Annotated in this window: 17 protein-coding genes; 9 read left to right on the forward strand and 8 right to left on the reverse strand. The window is 72.6% G+C overall.

The window, feature by feature from the left end; genetic code table 11:
• Positions 1 to 107: 107 nt before the first annotated feature.
• Entirely contained in the window at positions 108 to 569 is a 462-nt protein-coding gene (locus DC008_RS02385) for a DUF2269 family protein (protein ID WP_108705474.1), read from the reverse strand.
• Positions 570 to 761: 192 nt separating this feature from the next.
• On the opposite strand from DC008_RS02385, the gene DC008_RS02390 reads away from it, so the two are divergent.
• Together DC008_RS02390 and DC008_RS02395 are read left to right on the forward strand one after the other, a co-directional pair.
• On the forward strand, positions 762 to 1,736 hold the full coding sequence (locus tag DC008_RS02390; protein ID WP_108710531.1) for a GlxA family transcriptional regulator: 975 nt from the start codon (positions 762 to 764) through the stop codon (positions 1,734 to 1,736).
• Between the two features lie 73 nt (positions 1,737 to 1,809).
• Positions 1,810 to 2,157: a hypothetical protein gene (locus DC008_RS02395; protein ID WP_108705475.1), complete on the forward strand. Its 348-nt coding sequence runs from the start codon at positions 1,810 to 1,812 to the stop codon at positions 2,155 to 2,157.
• Between the two features lie 13 nt (positions 2,158 to 2,170).
• Here the strand turns inward: DC008_RS02395 and DC008_RS02400 are convergent, their stop codons facing one another.
• The 3 genes from DC008_RS02400 to DC008_RS02410 form a co-directional block, all read right to left on the reverse strand.
• On the reverse strand, positions 2,171 to 3,010 hold the full coding sequence (locus tag DC008_RS02400; RefSeq protein WP_108705476.1) for a transferase: 840 nt from the start codon (positions 3,008 to 3,010) through the stop codon (positions 2,171 to 2,173).
• Positions 3,010 to 4,275, reverse strand: coding sequence for a glycosyltransferase (locus DC008_RS02405; RefSeq protein WP_108705477.1), 1,266 nt, complete (start codon positions 4,273 to 4,275; stop codon positions 3,010 to 3,012). The genes DC008_RS02400 and DC008_RS02405 overlap by 1 nt, the downstream gene beginning before the upstream one ends.
• A 106-nt stretch (positions 4,276 to 4,381) precedes the next feature.
• Entirely contained in the window at positions 4,382 to 5,239 is an 858-nt protein-coding gene (locus tag DC008_RS02410; protein ID WP_108705478.1) for an aldo/keto reductase, read from the reverse strand.
• A gap of 233 nt (positions 5,240 to 5,472) precedes the next feature.
• Here DC008_RS02410 and DC008_RS02415 point away from each other — a divergent pair, with 233 nt between their 5' ends.
• Positions 5,473 to 6,360, forward strand: a complete 888-nt coding sequence (locus tag DC008_RS02415; protein ID WP_108705479.1) for a Gfo/Idh/MocA family protein — start codon at positions 5,473 to 5,475, stop codon at positions 6,358 to 6,360.
• A gap of 60 nt (positions 6,361 to 6,420) precedes the next feature.
• Here the strand turns inward: DC008_RS02415 and DC008_RS02420 are convergent, their stop codons facing one another.
• Positions 6,421 to 7,176 (reverse strand): SDR family NAD(P)-dependent oxidoreductase, encoded by a 756-nt coding sequence (locus DC008_RS02420; RefSeq protein ID WP_108705480.1) that lies wholly within the window; start codon positions 7,174 to 7,176, stop codon positions 6,421 to 6,423.
• Positions 7,177 to 7,345: 169 nt separating this feature from the next.
• Between DC008_RS02420 and DC008_RS02425 the strand changes: the two genes are divergently transcribed.
• Positions 7,346 to 8,254, forward strand: coding sequence for an AraC family transcriptional regulator (locus DC008_RS02425; RefSeq protein ID WP_108705481.1), 909 nt, complete (start codon positions 7,346 to 7,348; stop codon positions 8,252 to 8,254).
• 11 nt (positions 8,255 to 8,265) lie between these two features.
• On the opposite strand, the gene DC008_RS02430 is transcribed toward DC008_RS02425, so the two are convergent.
• Positions 8,266 to 9,162 (reverse strand): GNAT family N-acetyltransferase, encoded by an 897-nt coding sequence (locus tag DC008_RS02430; RefSeq protein ID WP_108710532.1) that lies wholly within the window; start codon positions 9,160 to 9,162, stop codon positions 8,266 to 8,268.
• A gap of 367 nt (positions 9,163 to 9,529) precedes the next feature.
• Here DC008_RS02430 and DC008_RS02435 point away from each other — a divergent pair, with 367 nt between their 5' ends.
• Positions 9,530 to 10,744 carry a glycoside hydrolase family 64 protein gene (locus DC008_RS02435; RefSeq protein WP_108705482.1) on the forward strand — a complete coding sequence of 405 codons (1,215 nt, stop codon included), beginning with the start codon at positions 9,530 to 9,532 and terminating at the stop codon, positions 10,742 to 10,744.
• 208 nt (positions 10,745 to 10,952) lie between these two features.
• Positions 10,953 to 11,159, forward strand: a complete 207-nt coding sequence (locus DC008_RS02440) for a hypothetical protein (RefSeq protein ID WP_055620155.1) — start codon at positions 10,953 to 10,955, stop codon at positions 11,157 to 11,159.
• A gap of 81 nt (positions 11,160 to 11,240) precedes the next feature.
• Here the strand turns inward: DC008_RS02440 and DC008_RS02445 are convergent, their stop codons facing one another.
• Entirely contained in the window at positions 11,241 to 12,359 is a 1,119-nt protein-coding gene (locus DC008_RS02445) for a sulfite oxidase (RefSeq protein ID WP_108710533.1), read from the reverse strand.
• 92 nt (positions 12,360 to 12,451) lie between these two features.
• On the opposite strand from DC008_RS02445, the gene sthA reads away from it, so the two are divergent.
• Positions 12,452 to 13,855 (forward strand): Si-specific NAD(P)(+) transhydrogenase, encoded by a 1,404-nt coding sequence (sthA, locus tag DC008_RS02450; protein WP_108705483.1) that lies wholly within the window; start codon positions 12,452 to 12,454, stop codon positions 13,853 to 13,855.
• A 19-nt stretch (positions 13,856 to 13,874) separates the two neighbouring features.
• Here the strand turns inward: sthA and DC008_RS02455 are convergent, their stop codons facing one another.
• The gene (locus DC008_RS02455; protein ID WP_108705484.1) at positions 13,875 to 14,339 is read right to left on the reverse strand and encodes a DUF5709 domain-containing protein; all 465 of its coding nucleotides are present in this window, start codon (positions 14,337 to 14,339) and stop codon (positions 13,875 to 13,877) included.
• A gap of 312 nt (positions 14,340 to 14,651) precedes the next feature.
• Between DC008_RS02455 and DC008_RS02460 the strand changes: the two genes are divergently transcribed.
• Together DC008_RS02460 and DC008_RS02465 are read left to right on the forward strand one after the other, a co-directional pair.
• Complete coding sequence (locus DC008_RS02460) at positions 14,652 to 16,124, forward strand: APC family permease (protein ID WP_108705485.1); 1,473 nt, start codon at positions 14,652 to 14,654, stop codon at positions 16,122 to 16,124.
• Between the two features lie 11 nt (positions 16,125 to 16,135).
• Positions 16,136 to 17,107 (forward strand): hypothetical protein, encoded by a 972-nt coding sequence (locus tag DC008_RS02465; RefSeq protein WP_108705486.1) that lies wholly within the window; start codon positions 16,136 to 16,138, stop codon positions 17,105 to 17,107.
• The last annotated feature ends 5 nt before the right edge of the window (positions 17,108 to 17,112 follow it).

A 17,112-nucleotide genomic window follows, 5' to 3' on the forward strand; every position in this document is an offset into this window, starting at 1 on the left:
TGTGTGCATTTTGGGCACGGCTGTGAAGTCTAGGCGCCGACGCACACTGAAGTACGAATTCTGCCAGAGCGCTTGACGGGCGACGAACCGGTGCTATGCGTCGGGACTCAGGCGCCCGTCGTGGAGCCCGGCCGGACGATCATCAGGACGGTGACGGTGGCCCACAGCAGGTTGAAGATCCCGGTGAACATGGCGAGCCGGACCGTCGCGGGACGGTCGACGGTCCGTCCGGCGTCCAGGTCCTCCAGCAGTTCCTCCTGGCGGGGCAGGACGAACGCGACGAGAAGACCGGCGGCGGCCGCGGTCAGCGCGATCGACGCGATCAGCCAGCCGCTGCCGAGCACGCCCATGGCCAGCGCGGTGGCGAGACCGAGCAGGGGCACCGACACCCCGAGGGCGGCGTACGCCCGGCAGATGCGGTGCAGCAGCCGGACCGTGCCCACCTCGACCGCGCCGTCCGCCGCCGGGACGCGCCGCGCGGCGGGCGGGAACATGCTGGCGGCCACGGTGACGGGTCCGACGGCCAGGATGGCGGCCAGGACGTGCAGGGTGAGCAGGAACTTCGTCATGGGGAACGGGGTCCTCGGGGTGGGCGGCTGATGGCAGCGCCCACGCTAGAGATCGCCCCCGGCCGCGCACAGCGGCGGAAACGACAGGTACCCACGGGTTCCCGCCAATCGGCTGCACCTGCCGTTGTCCGAGTCCCATGGCATGCGACCAGGCTTTCCCCGTGTGGCGGGAACCCGCCTAGGGTGGCGTCCATGCACACCGTGGCGATCCTGGTCCTCGACGACGTGGTGCCGTTCGATCTGGCGGCGCCCTTCCAGCTGTTCAGCTGGGCCCGGCTGCCGGACGGACGCCGTCCCTACCGGGTGCGGCTGTGCGCCGAGCGGCCCGAGGTGCGGACGGAGGGCTTCGGCCTGCGGATCGACCGGGGTCTCGACGGGCTCGCGGACGCGGACACCGTCGTCGTGCCGGGCTGCGACCACTCCGGGCCGCCCTCGGACGCGGTCGTGGCGGCACTGCGCGAGGCGGCGCGGGCCGGCACCCGGATCGCCTCCGTGTGCACGGGCGCCTTCGTGCTGGCCGAGGCCGGGCTGCTGGACGGGTTGCGTGCGACCACCCACTGGATGGCCACCGACGAACTGGCCCGGCGCTTCCCCGCCGTGAAGGTGGAGCCCGACGTGCTCTACGTGGACAACGGCTCCGTCCTCACCTCGGCCGGGGCCGCCGCGGGGCTGGACATGTGCCTGCACATGATCCGCGGCGACCTGGGCTCGGCGGTGGCCGCGCACTGCGCCCGGATGTCCGTGGTCCCGCTCGAACGGGAGGGCGGGCAGGCGCAGTTCATCGTCCACGAGAACCCGCCGGTGCCCCGCGGTTCGGTCCTCGAACCGGTGCTGGAGTGGATCGAGGACAACCTGGCCGGTGAGGTGACCGTCGCCGCGATGGCGGAGCGCGTCGGCATGAGCGAACGCACCTTCGGCCGTCGCTTCCGTGAGCAGACCGGGACGACTCCGCTGCAATGGCTGCTGCGGGCGCGGGTGCGCAGGGCCCAGTACCTGCTGGAGAACAGCGACCACACGGTCGAACGCATCGCCCGGCAGGCCGGGTTCGGCTCGCCGACCGCGTTCCGCGAGCGCTTCCGCCGGGTGGTCGGCACCACGCCGTACGCGTATCGCTCCGCCTTTCAGGGAAGAACGGTCTCTCAGGCGTCTTCGGTAACGGTGGGATAAATCACCCGAGTCCGAATGGCCCGCCGACAGTTGGGCAAGAGGTATCGATCCTCCCCCAAGGACGGTGAACGCCATGAACTGTTCCAGCCGCCTCCTCTGCCTCCTCTACCTGGCCACGAGCGCCGGACTCGCCTGGATCACGGTGCTGGAGATCCGGTACGGCCCGGCCTGGGCGGCGTGCCTGTTCGCCGCCGCCAGCCTGGTGCCGGTGATCGCCGTCGTACGCGAGACGGTGATCGGCGAACAGGACCAGAAGCTAAGGGAGTTGACCGCGAGGGCCGGGCGGGGCGGTGAAGCGGCCGAGGCGATCGTGCGGGCCGAGCTCGACGCGGCGTGCTGCGAGCGGTGGTGGACCAGCCTCGGCAGCGAACACGATCTGACCTGCCGTCACCGGTCGCCCCACCGCAGCAGCGCCGCCTGACCGGCTGGCCCGTTCAGGTCCGCCGCAGCACCTCGACCGCCAGGTCGTTGTCGACCGTGTAGTAGGGGCGCACCGCGAACTCCCCCGCCGTGGCGGCGGGATACACGAAGATCTCCTTGCGGTCCGCCACGTCGTCGAGCAGCCGGCCTGCGCGGATCACGGCGGTGTCGTCCCCGGCCCCGGGCCGGACGAAGACGTCCCAGACCCGGTCGCCCGTCCCGCCCTCGGCGAGCAGGTCCGCGTGGTCGACCGTGAAGGCGAGGTCGCGGCCGTCGGTGCCGGGTTGCGGGGCGACGGTTCGCTCGACGCCCTTGCCGCCGCGCAGGCGCAGCAGCACGCAGCCCCCTTCGGTGAGCGAGGCCCCGTGCAGCCGGGCCCTGACGGTGGTGGACCGGTCGGTGACGTCGATGCCGGCGACCTCGGCGTGGGCATCGCGCAGCCAGGTGCGCAGCGCGAGATACCCGTCCTTGGTGACGTAGGGAATGCGGACGGCCACCGGTGCCGGCCGGTCGCGGAGGTGCCCGGCCACGAGGGCGCGCAGGTCACGGAGGCCGGGACGGGACCGCACGCGCTCGCCGTCCGGTTCGGGCAGCAGGTAGAGGTCCCAGCGGCCCTCGGGCAGGTCGGGCAGCGGGTCGAGGACGGCGGTCAGCCGTCCGTCGCCGCCCACGGTGAGGTCGAGTTCCCGGAGGCTCTCCTCCGGCTGTCCCTTCCTGGGGCGCAGGCGCAGCAGCAGCCGGGGGGACGGGAAGGCCGCCGGGTCGGGTGGGACGACGTGGAAGGTGATCCGGCCGTCCGCGTCGGCCGTGCAGGCTATGGCGGGCGGTGCGGTGGGTGCCGACTGCGTGTTCATCACTTGCCTCCGCGGATCGTGCGGCGTGCGGCGGAGGCCGCGGCGTAGGCGGCGTCCCGGGCGGCGAAGCCGTGTCCGGCCAAGGCCCGGCGCAGTCGTGCCGGTTCCGGTGGCGCCGGGGGCCGGCCGGTCCTGCGAGCCGTCGCCGCCGCCTCGATCAGACGCTCGGCCTGCTCGACCACGGGGACGGGTCCGAAGCGGCGCGCGTTGTCCAGGGCGGCACGGCCCATACGGCGGCGCAGATCGTCGTCGCGGACGAGGTCCAGCAGCGCGGCGGCCAGGGCGTCGCGGTCGCCGACAGGGACGAGCCGTCCGTCGGCGCCGTCCTCGATGATCTCGGCGGGGCCGTACGGGCAGTCGGTGCTCACCACGGGCAGCCCGCAGCGCATGGCCTCGACGATGGTCATGCCGAAGGGCTCGAAGTTGGCGGCGGTGGCCCCGATCGAGCCCTTGACCCACTCCGCCTCCATCGGTGCGGCGGCGCCCATCAGGAAGGCGTTGTCACAGAGTCCGAGCCGTTCGATGAGCCGGCGCAGCCGGGTGTGCTCCTCGCCCTTGCCGTAGATGCGCAGCTGCCAGTCCGGATGAGCGGCGGCGACCGTCGCGAAGGCCTCGATGAGCAGGTCGTAGCGCTTGACGGGGACGAGCCGTCCGGCCGCGACGATCACCTTGGCGGTGCCGTCCGCGGCGGGCAGCACGGGGTCGGGCACGCTGTTGGGCAGTGCCTCCACCCGGACGCCCGGCAGCCGCATCTTGCGCCGGTAGGCGGCGGCGTCGGCCTCGGTGACGGTGGTGAGCACGTCGAGCCGGCGGTAGGCGCGGCGCAGTGCGGTGCGCAGCCGGGGCGGGTGGTTGTCGAGGGTGAGGTGCTCCTGCCCGACGCGCAGGACGTGCTCGGGTGCCTGCCGTGCCAGGTGGACGTTGAGGCCGGGGCGGGTGCCGATGACGACCTCGGCGTCGGTGGCGGCCAGGGCCTCGCCGATCCGGCGGTCCGTCAGCTCGCTGTACTGGTGGTACCGGTACTCGGCGACGGGGAAGACCTTGGCCGGCCGCTGGTGCAGAGGGTGGTCCTTCTCCTGCCGCAGGTCCACCAGCGGGCGCAGCGCCACACGCGGGTCCAGGGTGTGGTTGGGGCGTTCCCGGTGCCGCAGCACCGAGACGATCTCCACGTCGTGCCGGTCCGCGAGTGCCTGGGCCAGGTTGAAGGTGGTGGTGATCGTGCCCCCTATCCCGTAGGCGTTGTGCAGCAGGAAAGAGATCTTCATGGTGGACTAGACCGCGCCGAGGGCCCGTCAGTTGCCCTGCGTTATCGCACTGTTGTCTCAGTCACTCTGCACTCGCCCTGCCGGGCCACGGGAAGGGGGCGACGGGTCACACGGCGTCGAGTTCGGCGAACTCCTCGTCGGTGAGCCGCAGTTCGGCCGCCGCGAGGGAGTCGCGGATGGTCTCGGGCCTGCTGGAGCCCGGGATCGGCACGACCACCGGGGACTTGGCGAGCATCCAGGCCAGGCAGACCTGCTGCGGGCTCACCCCGTGCGCCTCGGCGACCCGGGCGAACGGGGCGTAGGCGGAGCCGAGTTCACGGGCCTTGGCGATGCCGCCGAGCGGGCTCCACGGCAGGAACGCGATACCGCGCTCGTCGCACAGGCGCAGCTCGGGCTCGCTGGAGCGGAACGCCGGGGAGAACTGGTTCTGCACGGACACCAGCCGGCCGCCGAGGATCTCGTCGGCCTCCCGGATCTGGTCGGGGTTCGCGTTGGAGATGCCGGCCATACGGATCTTGCCCTCGTCGAGCAGCTCGCGGACGGCTCCGACGGACTCGGCGTACGGCACCTTCGGGTCGGGGCGGTGGAACTGGTAGAGGCCGATGGCCTCGACGCCGAGCCGGCGCAGGGACGCCTCGCAGGCCTCCTTGAGGTGCCGGGGGCTGCCGTCGAGCGTCCAGCTGCCGTCGCCGGGGCGCAGATGGCCGCCCTTCGTGGCGACCAGGACGTCCTGGCCCCGGTCGTGGGAGGCGAGGGCCTTGGCGATCAGGGTCTCGTTGTGGCCGACCTCGTCGGCGTCGCGGTGGTAGGCGTCGGCCGTGTCGATGAGGGTGACGCCCGCGTCCAGCGCGGCGTGCAGCGTGGCGAGGGACCGCTCCTCGTCCGGGCGTCCCTCGATGGACATGGGCATTCCGCCCAGTCCGATGGCGCTGACCTCGACGTCCCCGATACGGCGGGTGTGCATGGGTTCGTGACCTCTCTGGGCTGTCGCGCGGTGATGAACGCTCCCGGGCCCCACCAGCCTGACCGTCGGGCCGCGCGAGGTCCAATAGAAGAAAGAGAACGCATTCAGCGACGGCGCCGCTGAATCGCCCTGCGGGTCCCCAGCACGGTGGTCGGGAAACGGGCCACTTGCGCGGCGCCCGGGTCGGTGTGGCACGCTCACCCGGTCTTTTCGGCACTGTGAGAGGCGGCGGCATGCGCATCGGACTGCTCGGCACCGGCCCGTGGGCCCGGATGGCCCACGCCCCGGCCCTGAGCGCACACGGCGAGCTGGACTTCGTCGGGGTGTGGGGCCGTCGTACGGCTCCCACGAAGGAACTCGCCGACGCCCACGGCGTCCGCGCCTACGACGACGTCGACGCGCTGATCGCCGACGTGGACGCGGTGGCGGTGGCGCTGGCGCCGGACATCCAGGCGGATCTGGCGGCGCGGGCCGCGCGGGCGGGACGCCATCTGCTGCTGGACAAGCCGCTCGCGCCGACGGTGGAGCAGGCGCGGGCCGTCGTCGCGGCCACCGAGGGGACCGGGGTGTCCTCGGTGGTGTTCTTCACGGCGCGGTTCCAGCCGGAGACGGAGGACTGGATCGCCCGGCAGGCCGACGCGGACGGCTGGTTCACGGGGCGGGCCGAGTGGCTCGGCGCGGTGTTCAGCGGCGAGGGCAGCCCGTTCGCGGACTCGCCGTGGCGGCGGGACAAGGGCGCCCTGTGGGACGTCGGCCCGCACGCCCTGTCGGTGCTGCTGCCGGTCCTGGGCGACGCCCGGCGGGTCGCGGCGGCCGCGCACGGCCCCGGCGACACGGTCCATCTCGTCCTGGAGCACACGGGCGGCGCGTCCAGCACGCTCGCCCTGAGCCTCACGGCGCCTCCGGCGGCGGCCGGCGCCACGGTGGAGCTGCGGGGCACGGCCGGGGTTGCGCTGTTCCCGGAGAGCACCGCGACCGCCGTGGACGCGCTCGGCCGGGCGGCGGACGCCTTGCTGGACGCGGTGCGCACCGGGAACCCGCACGCCTGTGACGCCCGGTTCGGCCTGCGCGTCACGGAGATCCTGGCGGACGCGGAGAGCCGGCTGGGCGCCGGCGCGTGACGGAGGGCCGACGAGCGGGCCGCCGGTGTCGTGTCGTCACGACCGGCGGCCCCGCGGCGCCTACAGGTTGTAGCCCCCGGACACCTCGATGGTCTGCGCGGTGACCCAGCGGCTCTCGTCGGAGACGAGGGTGGCGATCATCGCGCCGATGTCGTCGGGCTCCCCGACCCGGCCGAGCGCGGTGCGCTCGGCGAGCGCCGGGATGATCTCCGGGAACTTGGTGAAGGCGTCGTCGCCGAGCCGGGTGCGGGTGGCGCCCGGCGCGACGCCGTTGACGCGGATGCCGCGCGGGCTGAACTCCTTGGCCAGGGCCCGGGTCAGGACGTCCAGCCCGCCCTTGACGGCGGCGTAGGCGGAGTAGCCGGGCTGCAGCCCGGACGAGGTGACGTTGCTGCTGGTGTTGACGACGGATCCGCCGTCCGCGAGCAGCGGGAGCAGCGCCTGGGTCAGGAAGTAGGGGCCCTTCAGCAGAACCCGCATCAGCCGGTCGAAGTCGTCCTCGGTGGTGTCCTCGAACATCGCGGTGTGGGCGATGCCGGCGTTGTTCACCAGGTGGTCGAAGGTGTCCCGCTGCCAGGTGTCCCGCAGGGCGGCGACGACCGCGTCGCGGAACGCCGGGAAGGTGCTGCTGTCACCGACGTCCAGCGGCAGGGCGACGGCGGTGCCGCCCTCCTTCTCGATGGCGGCGACGGTCTCCAGGCCACCCTCCTTGTTCCTGCCGTAGGTCAGGACGACCCCGACGCCACGGCGGGCGATCTCGACGGCGGCGCTCTGCCCGATGCCGGAACTGGCCCCGGTGACGATGGCGACCTGCATGACGTCTCTCCAATGGTCCGATTGTGTCGTCCCGGCTGTCACCGGAACAACTTCGATGCCTCCATTCAAAGCCTCTGGCCTGGGGAAACGTTAGACCGATCCTCTCGCGGACCTGCACGATCCTCCCGCGTACGGGAACTGGGGCCCGGCCCGGTGCTGCAATGGGCGTATGGACCTTCTGGAAGAGCTGAGAACGCTGCTGGCCCGGCATGTGCGGCCCGACTGGACCACCGCGATCGAGGGCGTCCACATCGCGCGCGTGGACCGGTCCGAGCCCCCGGTCCCCGAGATGACGGGGACCGTTCTCGCGGTCATCGCCCAGGGGGCCAAACGGCTCGCCCTGGGGGACCGCCTCTTCGAGTACGGCCCCGGCGAGTACCTGGTCGCCTCCGTGGACCTGCCGGTCACCGGCCAGTTCGTCCGGGTCGACCCCGACCATCCGGCGCTGGGCTTCGGCATGGTGCTGGAGCCCTCGGCGGTCGCGGAGCTGCTGCTCCAGGCCGGCCCGGGGACGGGCGCCCGGACCGGCGGGGGCACACCGTCGGGGATCGCCGTCAGCACCGCCTCCGACGCGCTGCTGGACGCGGTCGTACGGCTGCTGCGGCTGTTGGACGAGCCGCGTGACCGCCCCGTCCTCGCCCCGCTGATCAAGCGGGAGATCCTGTGGCGGGTGATCACCGGCGAGCAGGGCGCGACGGTCCGTCAACTCGGCCTCGCCGACAGCGGGCTGAGCCATGTCTCACGGGCGGTGCGCTGGATCCGCGAGCACTACGCGGAGCCGTTCCAGGTCGAGGACGTGGCCCGGATGTCCGGGATGAGCACGTCGGCCTTCTACCGCAACTTCCAGGCGGTGACGGCGATGAGCCCCATCCAGTTCCAGAAGCGGATCCGTCTGCAGGAGGCCCGGCTGCTGCTCGCCACCCGGCCCGGCGATGTCACCGGGGTCGGCCGCACCGTCGGCTACGACAACCCCTCGCAGTTCAGCCGGGAGTACCGCCGTCAGTTCGGGACACCGCCCAGCCGGGACGCCGCCCGCCTGCGGCACGCGGTGAACGGCGGGCCGGGCGCCCCGTCCTGAGCGACGACCCGTCAGTTCGCGGCGGGCGGCTCGAAGTTGATGCGCTCCTTGACGACGGGGAAGCCCGCCTTGGCGAAGTGCGCGGCCATGGGGGCGTTGCCCCGGTCGGTCGAGGCGGTCACGCGCGCGGCGCCGTGCTCGACGAGATGATGGGTGCACTCGGCGAGCAGGTCGTAGGCGTAGCCGTGGCCGCGCTGTTCGGGGACGACGCCGATGAACCCGATGGTCGGCCCGGACGGGTTGTGCGCCGGTATGTGGATGCCGGCGAGTTCGCCGTCGGGGGTGTGGGCGACCTGCCACCACTCGCGCGGCGAGGGGCACCAGTGGAAGAAGTCCAGCTCCTCCTGAGCGGCCTTGTCGAGGCCGCCCTCCTCGACGGCCCGCAGCGCGTGCGCGTCGTAGGTGGCGGAGTGGATACGGCGCAGGGCGTCGAAGAAGACGGCGTCGTCCGGTTCGGGTGCGAACCGCAGACGTCCGGGGCGCTCGGGCAGTCCGAGGTCGGGCGTCCAGCGGTACTGGAAGCGCTCCACGAGAAGGGTGTAGCCGGCGGCGCGAGCGGCGGCGAAGCGGGCCTCGGCGGCGGCCTTGAGGTCAGGGTCCTCGCGCCAGTCGCCGGGCAGGTTGATCTCCAACTCGACCTGCCAGGGCGCCGAGCGCAGCAGCGCGGCGCCGGCCTCCTCCTCGCCCTCGGCGACGTCGAACCAGTTGATGTTCACCGGCTGCGCGTCGTCCGGGCCGCCCCACCAGGCGCCGCGGGCGACGACGGCTCCGTCGCGCAGGGCCACCCTCTTCCACTCGGCACGGAACACCGTCTCCCGATGCCCCTCTGCGGCGGAGAGCGGGTCGGGGTGGGCGTCGAAGAGCGCGGTGTCGTCGGCGGTGAGCGTGCGGATGACCGGATCGGTCATGAAGTCCTCCGGGTTGCGGACGGTGAAAGCCCCCGGACGGTACGTGGCGGCCGTCCACGCCGTCCATGTCTTTTCGCGGATCACCCTGTCCCCCGACCCCTCTTCCGGAAGCGCTCTCAAGCGGTCGGCACGCCTTAAGGCTGCCTTAGGCAAGGATTAAACGATCGTGCACGTTTCATGACGATCACTGTTTCCGCAGGTCAGCCCAATTTCGGCGCTGTGCGGACCTGTTGGCCCCTGAGAGAGGCGTGCGTACCATCGGGGCCCATCGGCGGCGCGACTCCCCTGTTCCGAGAGCGCTCTCAGAACGCTCGCCGGGGCCGCCGTGTCCAAGGCACCCGCTCGACCACCCCGGGAGACCCCCCACATGACATCCCGACACCAGCGCCCCCTCGGCCGCCGCCGGCTCCTGTTCGCCCTCGGCGGCGCGGCGGTCGCCGTCCCCGCCATCGCGACCGTGGCGCCGTACGCCCTCGCGGGCACGTCCGAGGACGGTGCGGCGAAGAAGGCGAAGGCCGCGGCGGACACGCTGCCGCTGACGATCGTCAACGACAACGGCGAGTTCGACAACGCCAACGTGCACATCTACGTCGTCGGCAACCAGGACGGCCGCCAGGTCCGCCTCACCCCGGACGGCACCCTCGCGCCCATCGCCCTGTCGGACAACGGCGCCGACGGGTTCACCGACTACGCGATCAGCCTCTCCGGGAGCGGCGGGACCCGGCTGTCCCTCCCCCACATGTCCGGCCGGATCTATGTGGCGCTCGGCGAGAAGCTCAAGTTCAAGGCCGTCGCCGACGGCAACGGCAACGCGGCGCTCCAGTTCCCGGCCGGCTGGGTCTCCTCGGACCCCAACTTCCCGGTGCTGCACGACTGTGCCGAGTTCACGTTCAACTCGTCCGGGATGTTCTGCAACACCACCATGGTCGACATGTTCAGCGTGCCGCTGAGCATCCGGCTCACCGGTGCGAAGGACCAGACGACGGGCAAGCTGAAGGAGGGCGGGCGCGCCTCCGTCTTCGACGCGGTCCGCGAGGTGGAGGAGTTCTCCCGGCTCGTCGTGGACGACACCCGGGTCATCGCCCCGGGCCACGGCCTGGACGCCGGGCTGTTCGCCGAGGACTACTTCGCCCCGTACATCGACGAGGTGTGGAGCACCTACACCGGCCGGGACCTCGAGGTGACCACCAACGCGGGCACGTTCACCGGCCGGGTGCGCGGCGACCGCTTCACCTTCGACGGGCCGGCGCAGGTGTCCTTCGCCAAGCCGTCAACGCGGGACGTGCTGTTCTGCGACGGCAAGCTGGCCGCCCCGAACGACGGCACCACCGGGCCGGTGGCGGCGATCCTCGGCGCCGGTTTCAACCGTTCGACGCTGCTGAGCAAGCCGGCGCAGCCGACGACCGACCCCGCCGGGTTCTACGGCACCGATCTCACCAACCACTACGCCAAGGCCGTGCACGCGGCCACCGAGGACGGCAAGGCGTACGGCTTCGCCTTCGACGACGTGGCCGACTTCGCCTCGTACATCCAGGACACGGCGCCGACCGGGCTGACGCTGACGCTCACGCCGTTCGCCTGACGGGTCCGGGCAGCAGGTGGCGGGGGGACGGGCCGGGGTTTCCGTCCCGCCCCCGGAGGTACCCCGAGGGCTCGGGGCAGCGGTGCCGCGGCGGGTCCCCGGGGTCCTCCGGATGCAGGAGCCGCTCCGGCGATGAATGGTGGGTAGCAGACCCGATGACCGCACCGGGCCCGAACCGAAGATCCCCGGATCCGAGGGAGCAGAGATGATGCCGACGTCCCAGCCCGAAGCGTCCGGGCCGTCCGAGGAGCGTTGCACCCCGGACGACCTGCTCCACGCCCGCACCGGCACCGAGGTGTCGCCCGAGGACATCGTGCTTGCCTCGGGCAAGGACATCAACGCGCGCAACCTGGAATGGGCCAAGCGCAAGATCGAGGCGGAAGGGCCCTCCGCCCTGGAGAAGCTGCTGCCGTAGAAGTCCCCCGCGCGCAAGAGCCGCACGGCCGCCTCGGGCAGGAGCCGACGCCCGAGGCGGCCCCCGGGCTGCGCCCCCCGACTATTCGTCCAGGCAGACGACCGGCACCCGATGGACCGCGTTGTTGGCGAACCCGCCCCGGTTCCAGGGCTGTTCCAGGGGCTGGGAGCGGCCGTCGGCGTCGGTCGCCCGGACGGCGAGCTCGTAGGTGCCGGGAGTGGCGGTCCACGGGTGCCGCCAGCGGCGCCAGGCCCAGCTGTGCCCGTCCTCCGGGTCCAGTTCCGCCTCCCGCCAGGTGACGCCGGCGTCCGTGCTGACCTCGACACGGGTGACGGGCGCGTATCCGGACCAGGCCCGCCCCTCCAGGGTCACCGGGCCGGGGCGCAGCATCCGGGCGCGGGACATGAAGTCGGGGAAGCCGGGCGGGACCAGCAGGGCGCGCGGGGCGATCCGGGTCACCGGCTCCCCCACCTCCTCGGGCCGCTGCCGCAGCCGGTAGGCGACGGTCTGCTGGAATCCGGTGAACGGCTCGTCGGCGACGGTGACGTCCCGCAGCCACTTGACGTGGGCCATGCCGTACCAGCCGGGCACGATCAGGCGCAGCGGGTGTCCGTGCTGCGGGGGCAGCGGGGAGCCGTTCATCGCGTACGCCACCAGTACGTCGGGGTCGTCGCCCGTGGCCACCTCCAGGGGGAGCGCCCGCTGGTAGTCCTGCTCGACGCCGCGTTCCACCCCGTGGTCGGCGCCGGTGAACACGACGTCGACGGCCTCGTTGCGTACCGACGCCTCGGCGAGCAGCAGCCGCAGCGGGACGCCGGTCCACTCGGCGGTGCCGACGGCTGCTTCGAGCCAGGGCTGGCTCACCGGACGGGGCGTGAGCAGGGCTCGCCCGTTGCCGGCGCACTCCAGCGTGACCCGGGTGGTGACCTGCGGGAACGACGCGAGGTCGGCCGGGGACAGGCTCAGCGGGCGGCGGACCCGGCCGCCGACGGTGAGCCGCCACGGCGTGCCGTCGGGGACGTACGGGATGTCGTAGTGCGTGAGCACATAGTGCAGGCCGGGCGGGGTGACGTCGTGGCGCAGGGTCTCCAGCGGCAGACCGTGGTTGCGCGCGGCGAGCGCCAGCTCGTCCGGGCCGATGCCCTCGTCGGGGGCGGCCAGCCGGGCCGGTGCGCTCGCGTCGGCGAGTCGATGACCCATGACCGCCATTATCCGCGCGATCGCCGTGGCCCGCGCGGACGGTTGCCCGCTCACCCTTCCGGAACGGGCCCACCGGCTGCCAGACTCCTGAGGTGCCCGACTACGACATGCTCGTCATAGGTTCCGGACCGGGCGGCCAGAAGGCCGCCATCGCCGCCGCAAAGCTCGGCCGACGCGTCGCCGTCGTGGACCGCCCCGACATGGTCGGGGGCGTCTCCATCCACACCGGCACCATCCCGTCCAAGACCATGCGCGAGGCCGTGCTGTATCTGACCGGCCTCAGCCAGCGCGATCTGTACGGCCAGAGCTACCGGCTGAAGGACGACATCACGGTCGCCGATCTGACCTCGCGCACCCGGCATGTGGTGGGTCGCGAGGTCGACGTCATCCGCAGCCAGCTCTCCCGCAACCAGGTCGCCCTGTACGCCGGCGTCGGCCGCTTCGTCGACCCGCACACGGTCGCCCTGCGCGAGGTCACCGGTCAGGAGCGGCTGCTCACCGCCGAGCACATCGTCATCGCCACCGGCACCCGGCCCGCGCGGCCCGCCAGTGTGGAGTTCGACGGCAAGACGATCATGGACTCGGACAACGTCCTGTCGCTGGAGCGGGTTCCGCGCTCCATGGTGATCGTCGGGGCCGGTGTGATCGGCATGGAGTACGCGTCGATGTTCGCGGCGCTCGGCAGCAAGGTCACCGTGGTCGAGAAGCGCCCGGGGATGCTCGACATGTGCGACGTCGAGGTGATCGAGTCCCTCAAGTACCACCTGCGGGACCTCGCGGTGACGTTCCGGTTCGGCGAGACGGTCGCCGCGGTGGAGCGGCACGCCCGCGGCACGCTCACCGTCCTGGAGAGCGGCAAGAAGATCCCGGCCGACGCCGTGATGTACTCGGCGGGCCGGCAGGGCCTCACGGACGAACTGGACCTGGCCAAGGCGGGGCTGAGCGCGGACCCCCGCGGCCGGATCACGGTCGACGAGCACTACCGCACCGAGGTCCCGCACATCTACGCCGTCGGCGACGTCATCGGATTCCCGGCCCTGGCGGCCACCTCGATGGAACAGGGACGGGCGGCGGCGTACCACGCCTGCGGGGAGCCCGTCGGCCGGATGCACCACCTCCAGCCGATCGGGATCTACACCATCCCGGAGATCAGCTTCATCGGCCGGACCGAGGACCAGCTCACGGAGGACCGGGTGCCGTTCGAGGTCGGCATCTCCCGCTACCGCGAGCTGGCCCGCGGGCAGATCATCGGCGACTCGCACGGCATGCTGAAGCTGCTGGTCTCCCCCGAGGACCGCACCCTGCTGGGGGTGCACTGCTTCGGCACGGGCGCGACCGAGCTCATCCACATCGGCCAGTCGGTGATGGGGTGCGGCGGGACCGTCGACTATCTGGTGGACGCGGTGTTCAACTACCCGACGCTCGCGGAGTCCTACAAGGTGGCCGCCCTCGACGCGACGAACCGGCTGCGGCAGATCGACCACATCGTCGACTGAGGGGCCGGAACGGACTGCGTCACAGGTCCTCGTCGTCGACGACGTGCATCGCGGCCTCCTCGGCGCCGGCCGCCCCGGCGTCGATGCCCACGTCGTCGGCGATCTCCTCCTTGACGGCGTCCTCGTGCGCCCCCTCGTCCGGGGCCACCAGCCGGCCGGCGCGCTCGTCACCCGCCTCCGGGTCGACGGGTTCGCCCTCGCCGCCGGGCAGGTCGCCCACGTCGTCGCCGACGGGAGCGTCGACGTCCGGGACCTCCTCCGCGAGCCGCTGGTCGAGGCTCTCGCCCTCGTGCTGTTCGGCCGCGGTGGTGCCGTACCTGTCCACGCCGAGCGGCTTCTCCGGGGGCGAGTAGCCCTCGTCGAGCGTGTCGTCGTACGTCCGCTCGTCCAGGGCGTCCTGCATGTCGAGCGGCGCCGCGTCCTCCTGCTCCTCGTTGCTGCCCGTGGGCTGGTACGCGTCGTCGGCCATCGGCTCGGTGCCCATGCCTGCCTCCCTCACTCAGGCGCGGCGGCTGTCGTGCCCGCGCGTGTCCTGAACCGCGTTTCCCGAAGCACCGTCTCCAACCCATGAAGATCCCCGAGGCCCCGGTGGGGCCCCGGCCGGGTCGCTATCATCACTGCGCACACCGCGTGACGGCCCGGCGACGCAACGGCGTACAGTGTCGCCACCCCCATGTCGGCCGCCCCGACCCGAGGTCATCCCTTGGAGGTTCGTGGCGTTGTCCCACACCCCCCACTTCTTACGGCGCCGGGGCCGGGGCCCCGTGCGCCGTGCACGACGGAAAGCGGCCCAGCCATGAGCAACCCCAGGGGCCGAGGGCTCCAGGCCAACGCCCTCGGCACCTTCGACACCGTGGTGATGGCGGTCGCGGGCAGCGCCCCGGCCTACTCGATCGCCGCGACCACCGCGGTCCTGGTCGGCGCGGTCGGTCTGGCCAGTCCCGCCGCGCTGCTGTACTGCGCGATACCCATGCTCGGCATCGCCGTCGCCTTCAGCCGGCTCAGCCGGATCGCCGTGCACGCCGGGGCCGGCTACTGCTGGGTCGCCCGTACCCTGCACCCGTTCCTGGGCTTTCTCTGCGGCTGGGCGCTGGTCGTCTCGGCGACCATCTTCATGGTGGCCGGCTCACTGCCCGCCGGGGCGATGACGCTGGCCCTCTTCGACGAGGGGCTCGCCCACGACACCGCGCTGTCCACCCTGGTCGGCGCGGGCTGGTTCCTGGTCATGCTGCTGGTGGTGCTGGGCGGGGCCCGGCTCACCGTACGGGCCCAACTGGTGCTCACCGGGGCCGAGCTGTCCATCCTGGCGCTGTTCGCGGTGCTCGCCCTGTTCCACGCCGACGGGGCCCGCGCCTTCGACTGGTCGTGGCTGGGCTTCGGGCACTTCGACGGGGTCGCCGGGTTCGCCTCCGGGGTGCTGATCGCCGCGTTCTACTACTGGGGCTGGGACGTCGCGAGCAACCTCAGCGAGGAGACCCGGGACAGCCGCCGTACGACGGGTCTCGCGGGTCTGATCGGGGTCGGCGTCGTCTTCCTGCTGTTCGAGGTCTTCACCATCGCGGTCAACGTCATCCTGTCGTCCCGGCAGATCCGGGAGAACGACGCGAACGTGCTGGCCGCGCTCGGCGAGGAGGTGTGGCCGGGCTGGGGCGGCAAGGTGCTCGTCGCGGCGGTGATGCTGTCCACCGTCGCCACCCTGCAGACCACGCTGATCCAGGTGACGCGCTCCCTGTTCGCGATGGGCCGGGACCGGACGATGCCGTCGGCGCTCGGCCGGGTGCACCCGCGCTGGAACACTCCGTGGGTGGCGATCGCGGTCGTCGGGGTGGTGGCGCCGGCGATGTTCCTCGCGTCCAACCTCCTCGGCACGGTCGGCGACATCCTCTCCGAGGCGATCGCCGCGATGGGGCTGCAGATCGCCTTCTACTACGGGCTGACGGGGCTCGCGGCGGTCGTCGCCTACCGCAGGCTGCTGCTGAGGTCGGTGCCGGACTTCCTGCTGGGCGGGGTGTGGCCGCTGTTCGGGTCCCTGTTCATGTTCGCGATGCTCGTGGAGTCGCTGGGCGAGCTGAGCGGCTGCGCGATCGGCATCGGCATCGGGGGCCTGGCCGCCGGCGCGATCCCCATGCTCTGGTACTGGCGGCAGGGCAGCGACTACTACCGGCCGTCCGCGCTGGACGCCACCCGGACCGTCGAGGCGGACTACGTCCCGGCCGCCCGAAGCGGCTCAGGCTCCCTCGTCCACGAGGGCTCTCCCACCGACTTCTGACGGAGGCCCAGATGGCGCGAGGCGGTTCCCGGCGCGACCTCATCCCCGACTTCGACCCCGACTGCGGCGACGCCGCCCTCACCCGTGCCCGCCAGGACATCGTCATCGGGCGCTGGCAGGGCCTGCGGGAGCTGCTGCGGGCCACCGGCCCCGACTGGCCGTCGCGCGGGCACCGGGTGCGGTCGCTCGCGCAGGCGTGCGCGGCGAATTCGACGGCGGAGTCCTGGCTGGCCGCCGAGCCGCGCGGCGCCGACCCGCTCGTGCTGCGGGCGGCGACCGAGACGACCCGGGCGTTCAGCCTCGCCGTGGCCGCGGGCCGGGGCGTCGCCGTGGACCAGCGGCGGGTCGACGCGGCGGTGCTGGCCTGCCTGCGGGCCACCGAGGCGTACCCGGAGGATCCGACGCCGTGGGTGTCGCTCATCTCGGTGGCACGGCTGTACCCGTCGGGGGTGCGGCGGCAGGAACTGGGGCGCTGGTGGGACGAGTTGCACCGGCGCGACCCGTACAGCGTGGAGGGCCACCTGCAGGTGCTGCACTACTACTCGTCCCGCTGGCACGGCTCGCACGGCCTGATGTACGACTTCGCCCGGGACGCGGCCGGGGTGTCGCCGCCGGGCTGCCCGCTGCCGGTGCTGGTCCAGTACGCGCGGGTCGAGGAGTACCGCTACGCCCTGGACGCCAGCGGGGGCCAGCACGCGTCCATGGGGCTCGGTACGCACTGGACCGGTCCGGGTGCCGTCGGGGACGTACGACGGACCTGGGAGCGCTGGATCGGGGGGCGGGGCGGGGGCGCGGTGACGCCGGCCGAGGTGCGGGACCTCAACCACCTGGCGCACGCGGCCTGTCAGGCGGGGGTCCGCGAGGTCGCCGGGCCGCTGCTGCGGATGCTGGGCGGGCGGGCGACCCGCACCCCGTGGGCGTACACCGGCGACCCGGTCAAGCAGTTGACGCGATGGCGGCGCGAGATCGAGGTGCCGGGGTGAGCTGC

It is taken from the genome of Streptomyces nigra, from assembly GCF_003074055.1.
Lineage (GTDB): Bacteria > Actinomycetota > Actinomycetes > Streptomycetales > Streptomycetaceae > Streptomyces > Streptomyces nigra.

Coding starts and splice junctions, on each gene's coding strand:
- DC008_RS02385 (WP_108705474.1), bottom strand. CDS start 569: ATGACGAAGTTCCTGCTCACCCTGCACGTCCTGGCCGCCATCCTGGCC.
- DC008_RS02390 (WP_108710531.1), top strand. CDS start 762: ATGCACACCGTGGCGATCCTGGTCCTCGACGACGTGGTGCCGTTCGAT.
- DC008_RS02395 (WP_108705475.1), top strand. CDS start 1,810: ATGAACTGTTCCAGCCGCCTCCTCTGCCTCCTCTACCTGGCCACGAGC.
- DC008_RS02400 (WP_108705476.1), bottom strand. CDS start 3,010: ATGAACACGCAGTCGGCACCCACCGCACCGCCCGCCATAGCCTGCACG.
- DC008_RS02405 (WP_108705477.1), bottom strand. CDS start 4,275: ATGAAGATCTCTTTCCTGCTGCACAACGCCTACGGGATAGGGGGCACG.
- DC008_RS02410 (WP_108705478.1), bottom strand. CDS start 5,239: ATGCACACCCGCCGTATCGGGGACGTCGAGGTCAGCGCCATCGGACTG.
- DC008_RS02415 (WP_108705479.1), top strand. CDS start 5,473: ATGCGCATCGGACTGCTCGGCACCGGCCCGTGGGCCCGGATGGCCCAC.
- DC008_RS02420 (WP_108705480.1), bottom strand. CDS start 7,176: ATGCAGGTCGCCATCGTCACCGGGGCCAGTTCCGGCATCGGGCAGAGC.
- DC008_RS02425 (WP_108705481.1), top strand. CDS start 7,346: ATGGACCTTCTGGAAGAGCTGAGAACGCTGCTGGCCCGGCATGTGCGG.
- DC008_RS02430 (WP_108710532.1), bottom strand. CDS start 9,162: ATGACCGATCCGGTCATCCGCACGCTCACCGCCGACGACACCGCGCTC.
- DC008_RS02435 (WP_108705482.1), top strand. CDS start 9,530: ATGACATCCCGACACCAGCGCCCCCTCGGCCGCCGCCGGCTCCTGTTC.
- DC008_RS02440 (WP_055620155.1), top strand. CDS start 10,953: ATGCCGACGTCCCAGCCCGAAGCGTCCGGGCCGTCCGAGGAGCGTTGC.
- DC008_RS02445 (WP_108710533.1), bottom strand. CDS start 12,359: ATGGGTCATCGACTCGCCGACGCGAGCGCACCGGCCCGGCTGGCCGCC.
- DC008_RS02455 (WP_108705484.1), bottom strand. CDS start 14,339: ATGGGCACCGAGCCGATGGCCGACGACGCGTACCAGCCCACGGGCAGC.
- DC008_RS02460 (WP_108705485.1), top strand. CDS start 14,652: ATGAGCAACCCCAGGGGCCGAGGGCTCCAGGCCAACGCCCTCGGCACC.
- DC008_RS02465 (WP_108705486.1), top strand. CDS start 16,136: ATGGCGCGAGGCGGTTCCCGGCGCGACCTCATCCCCGACTTCGACCCC.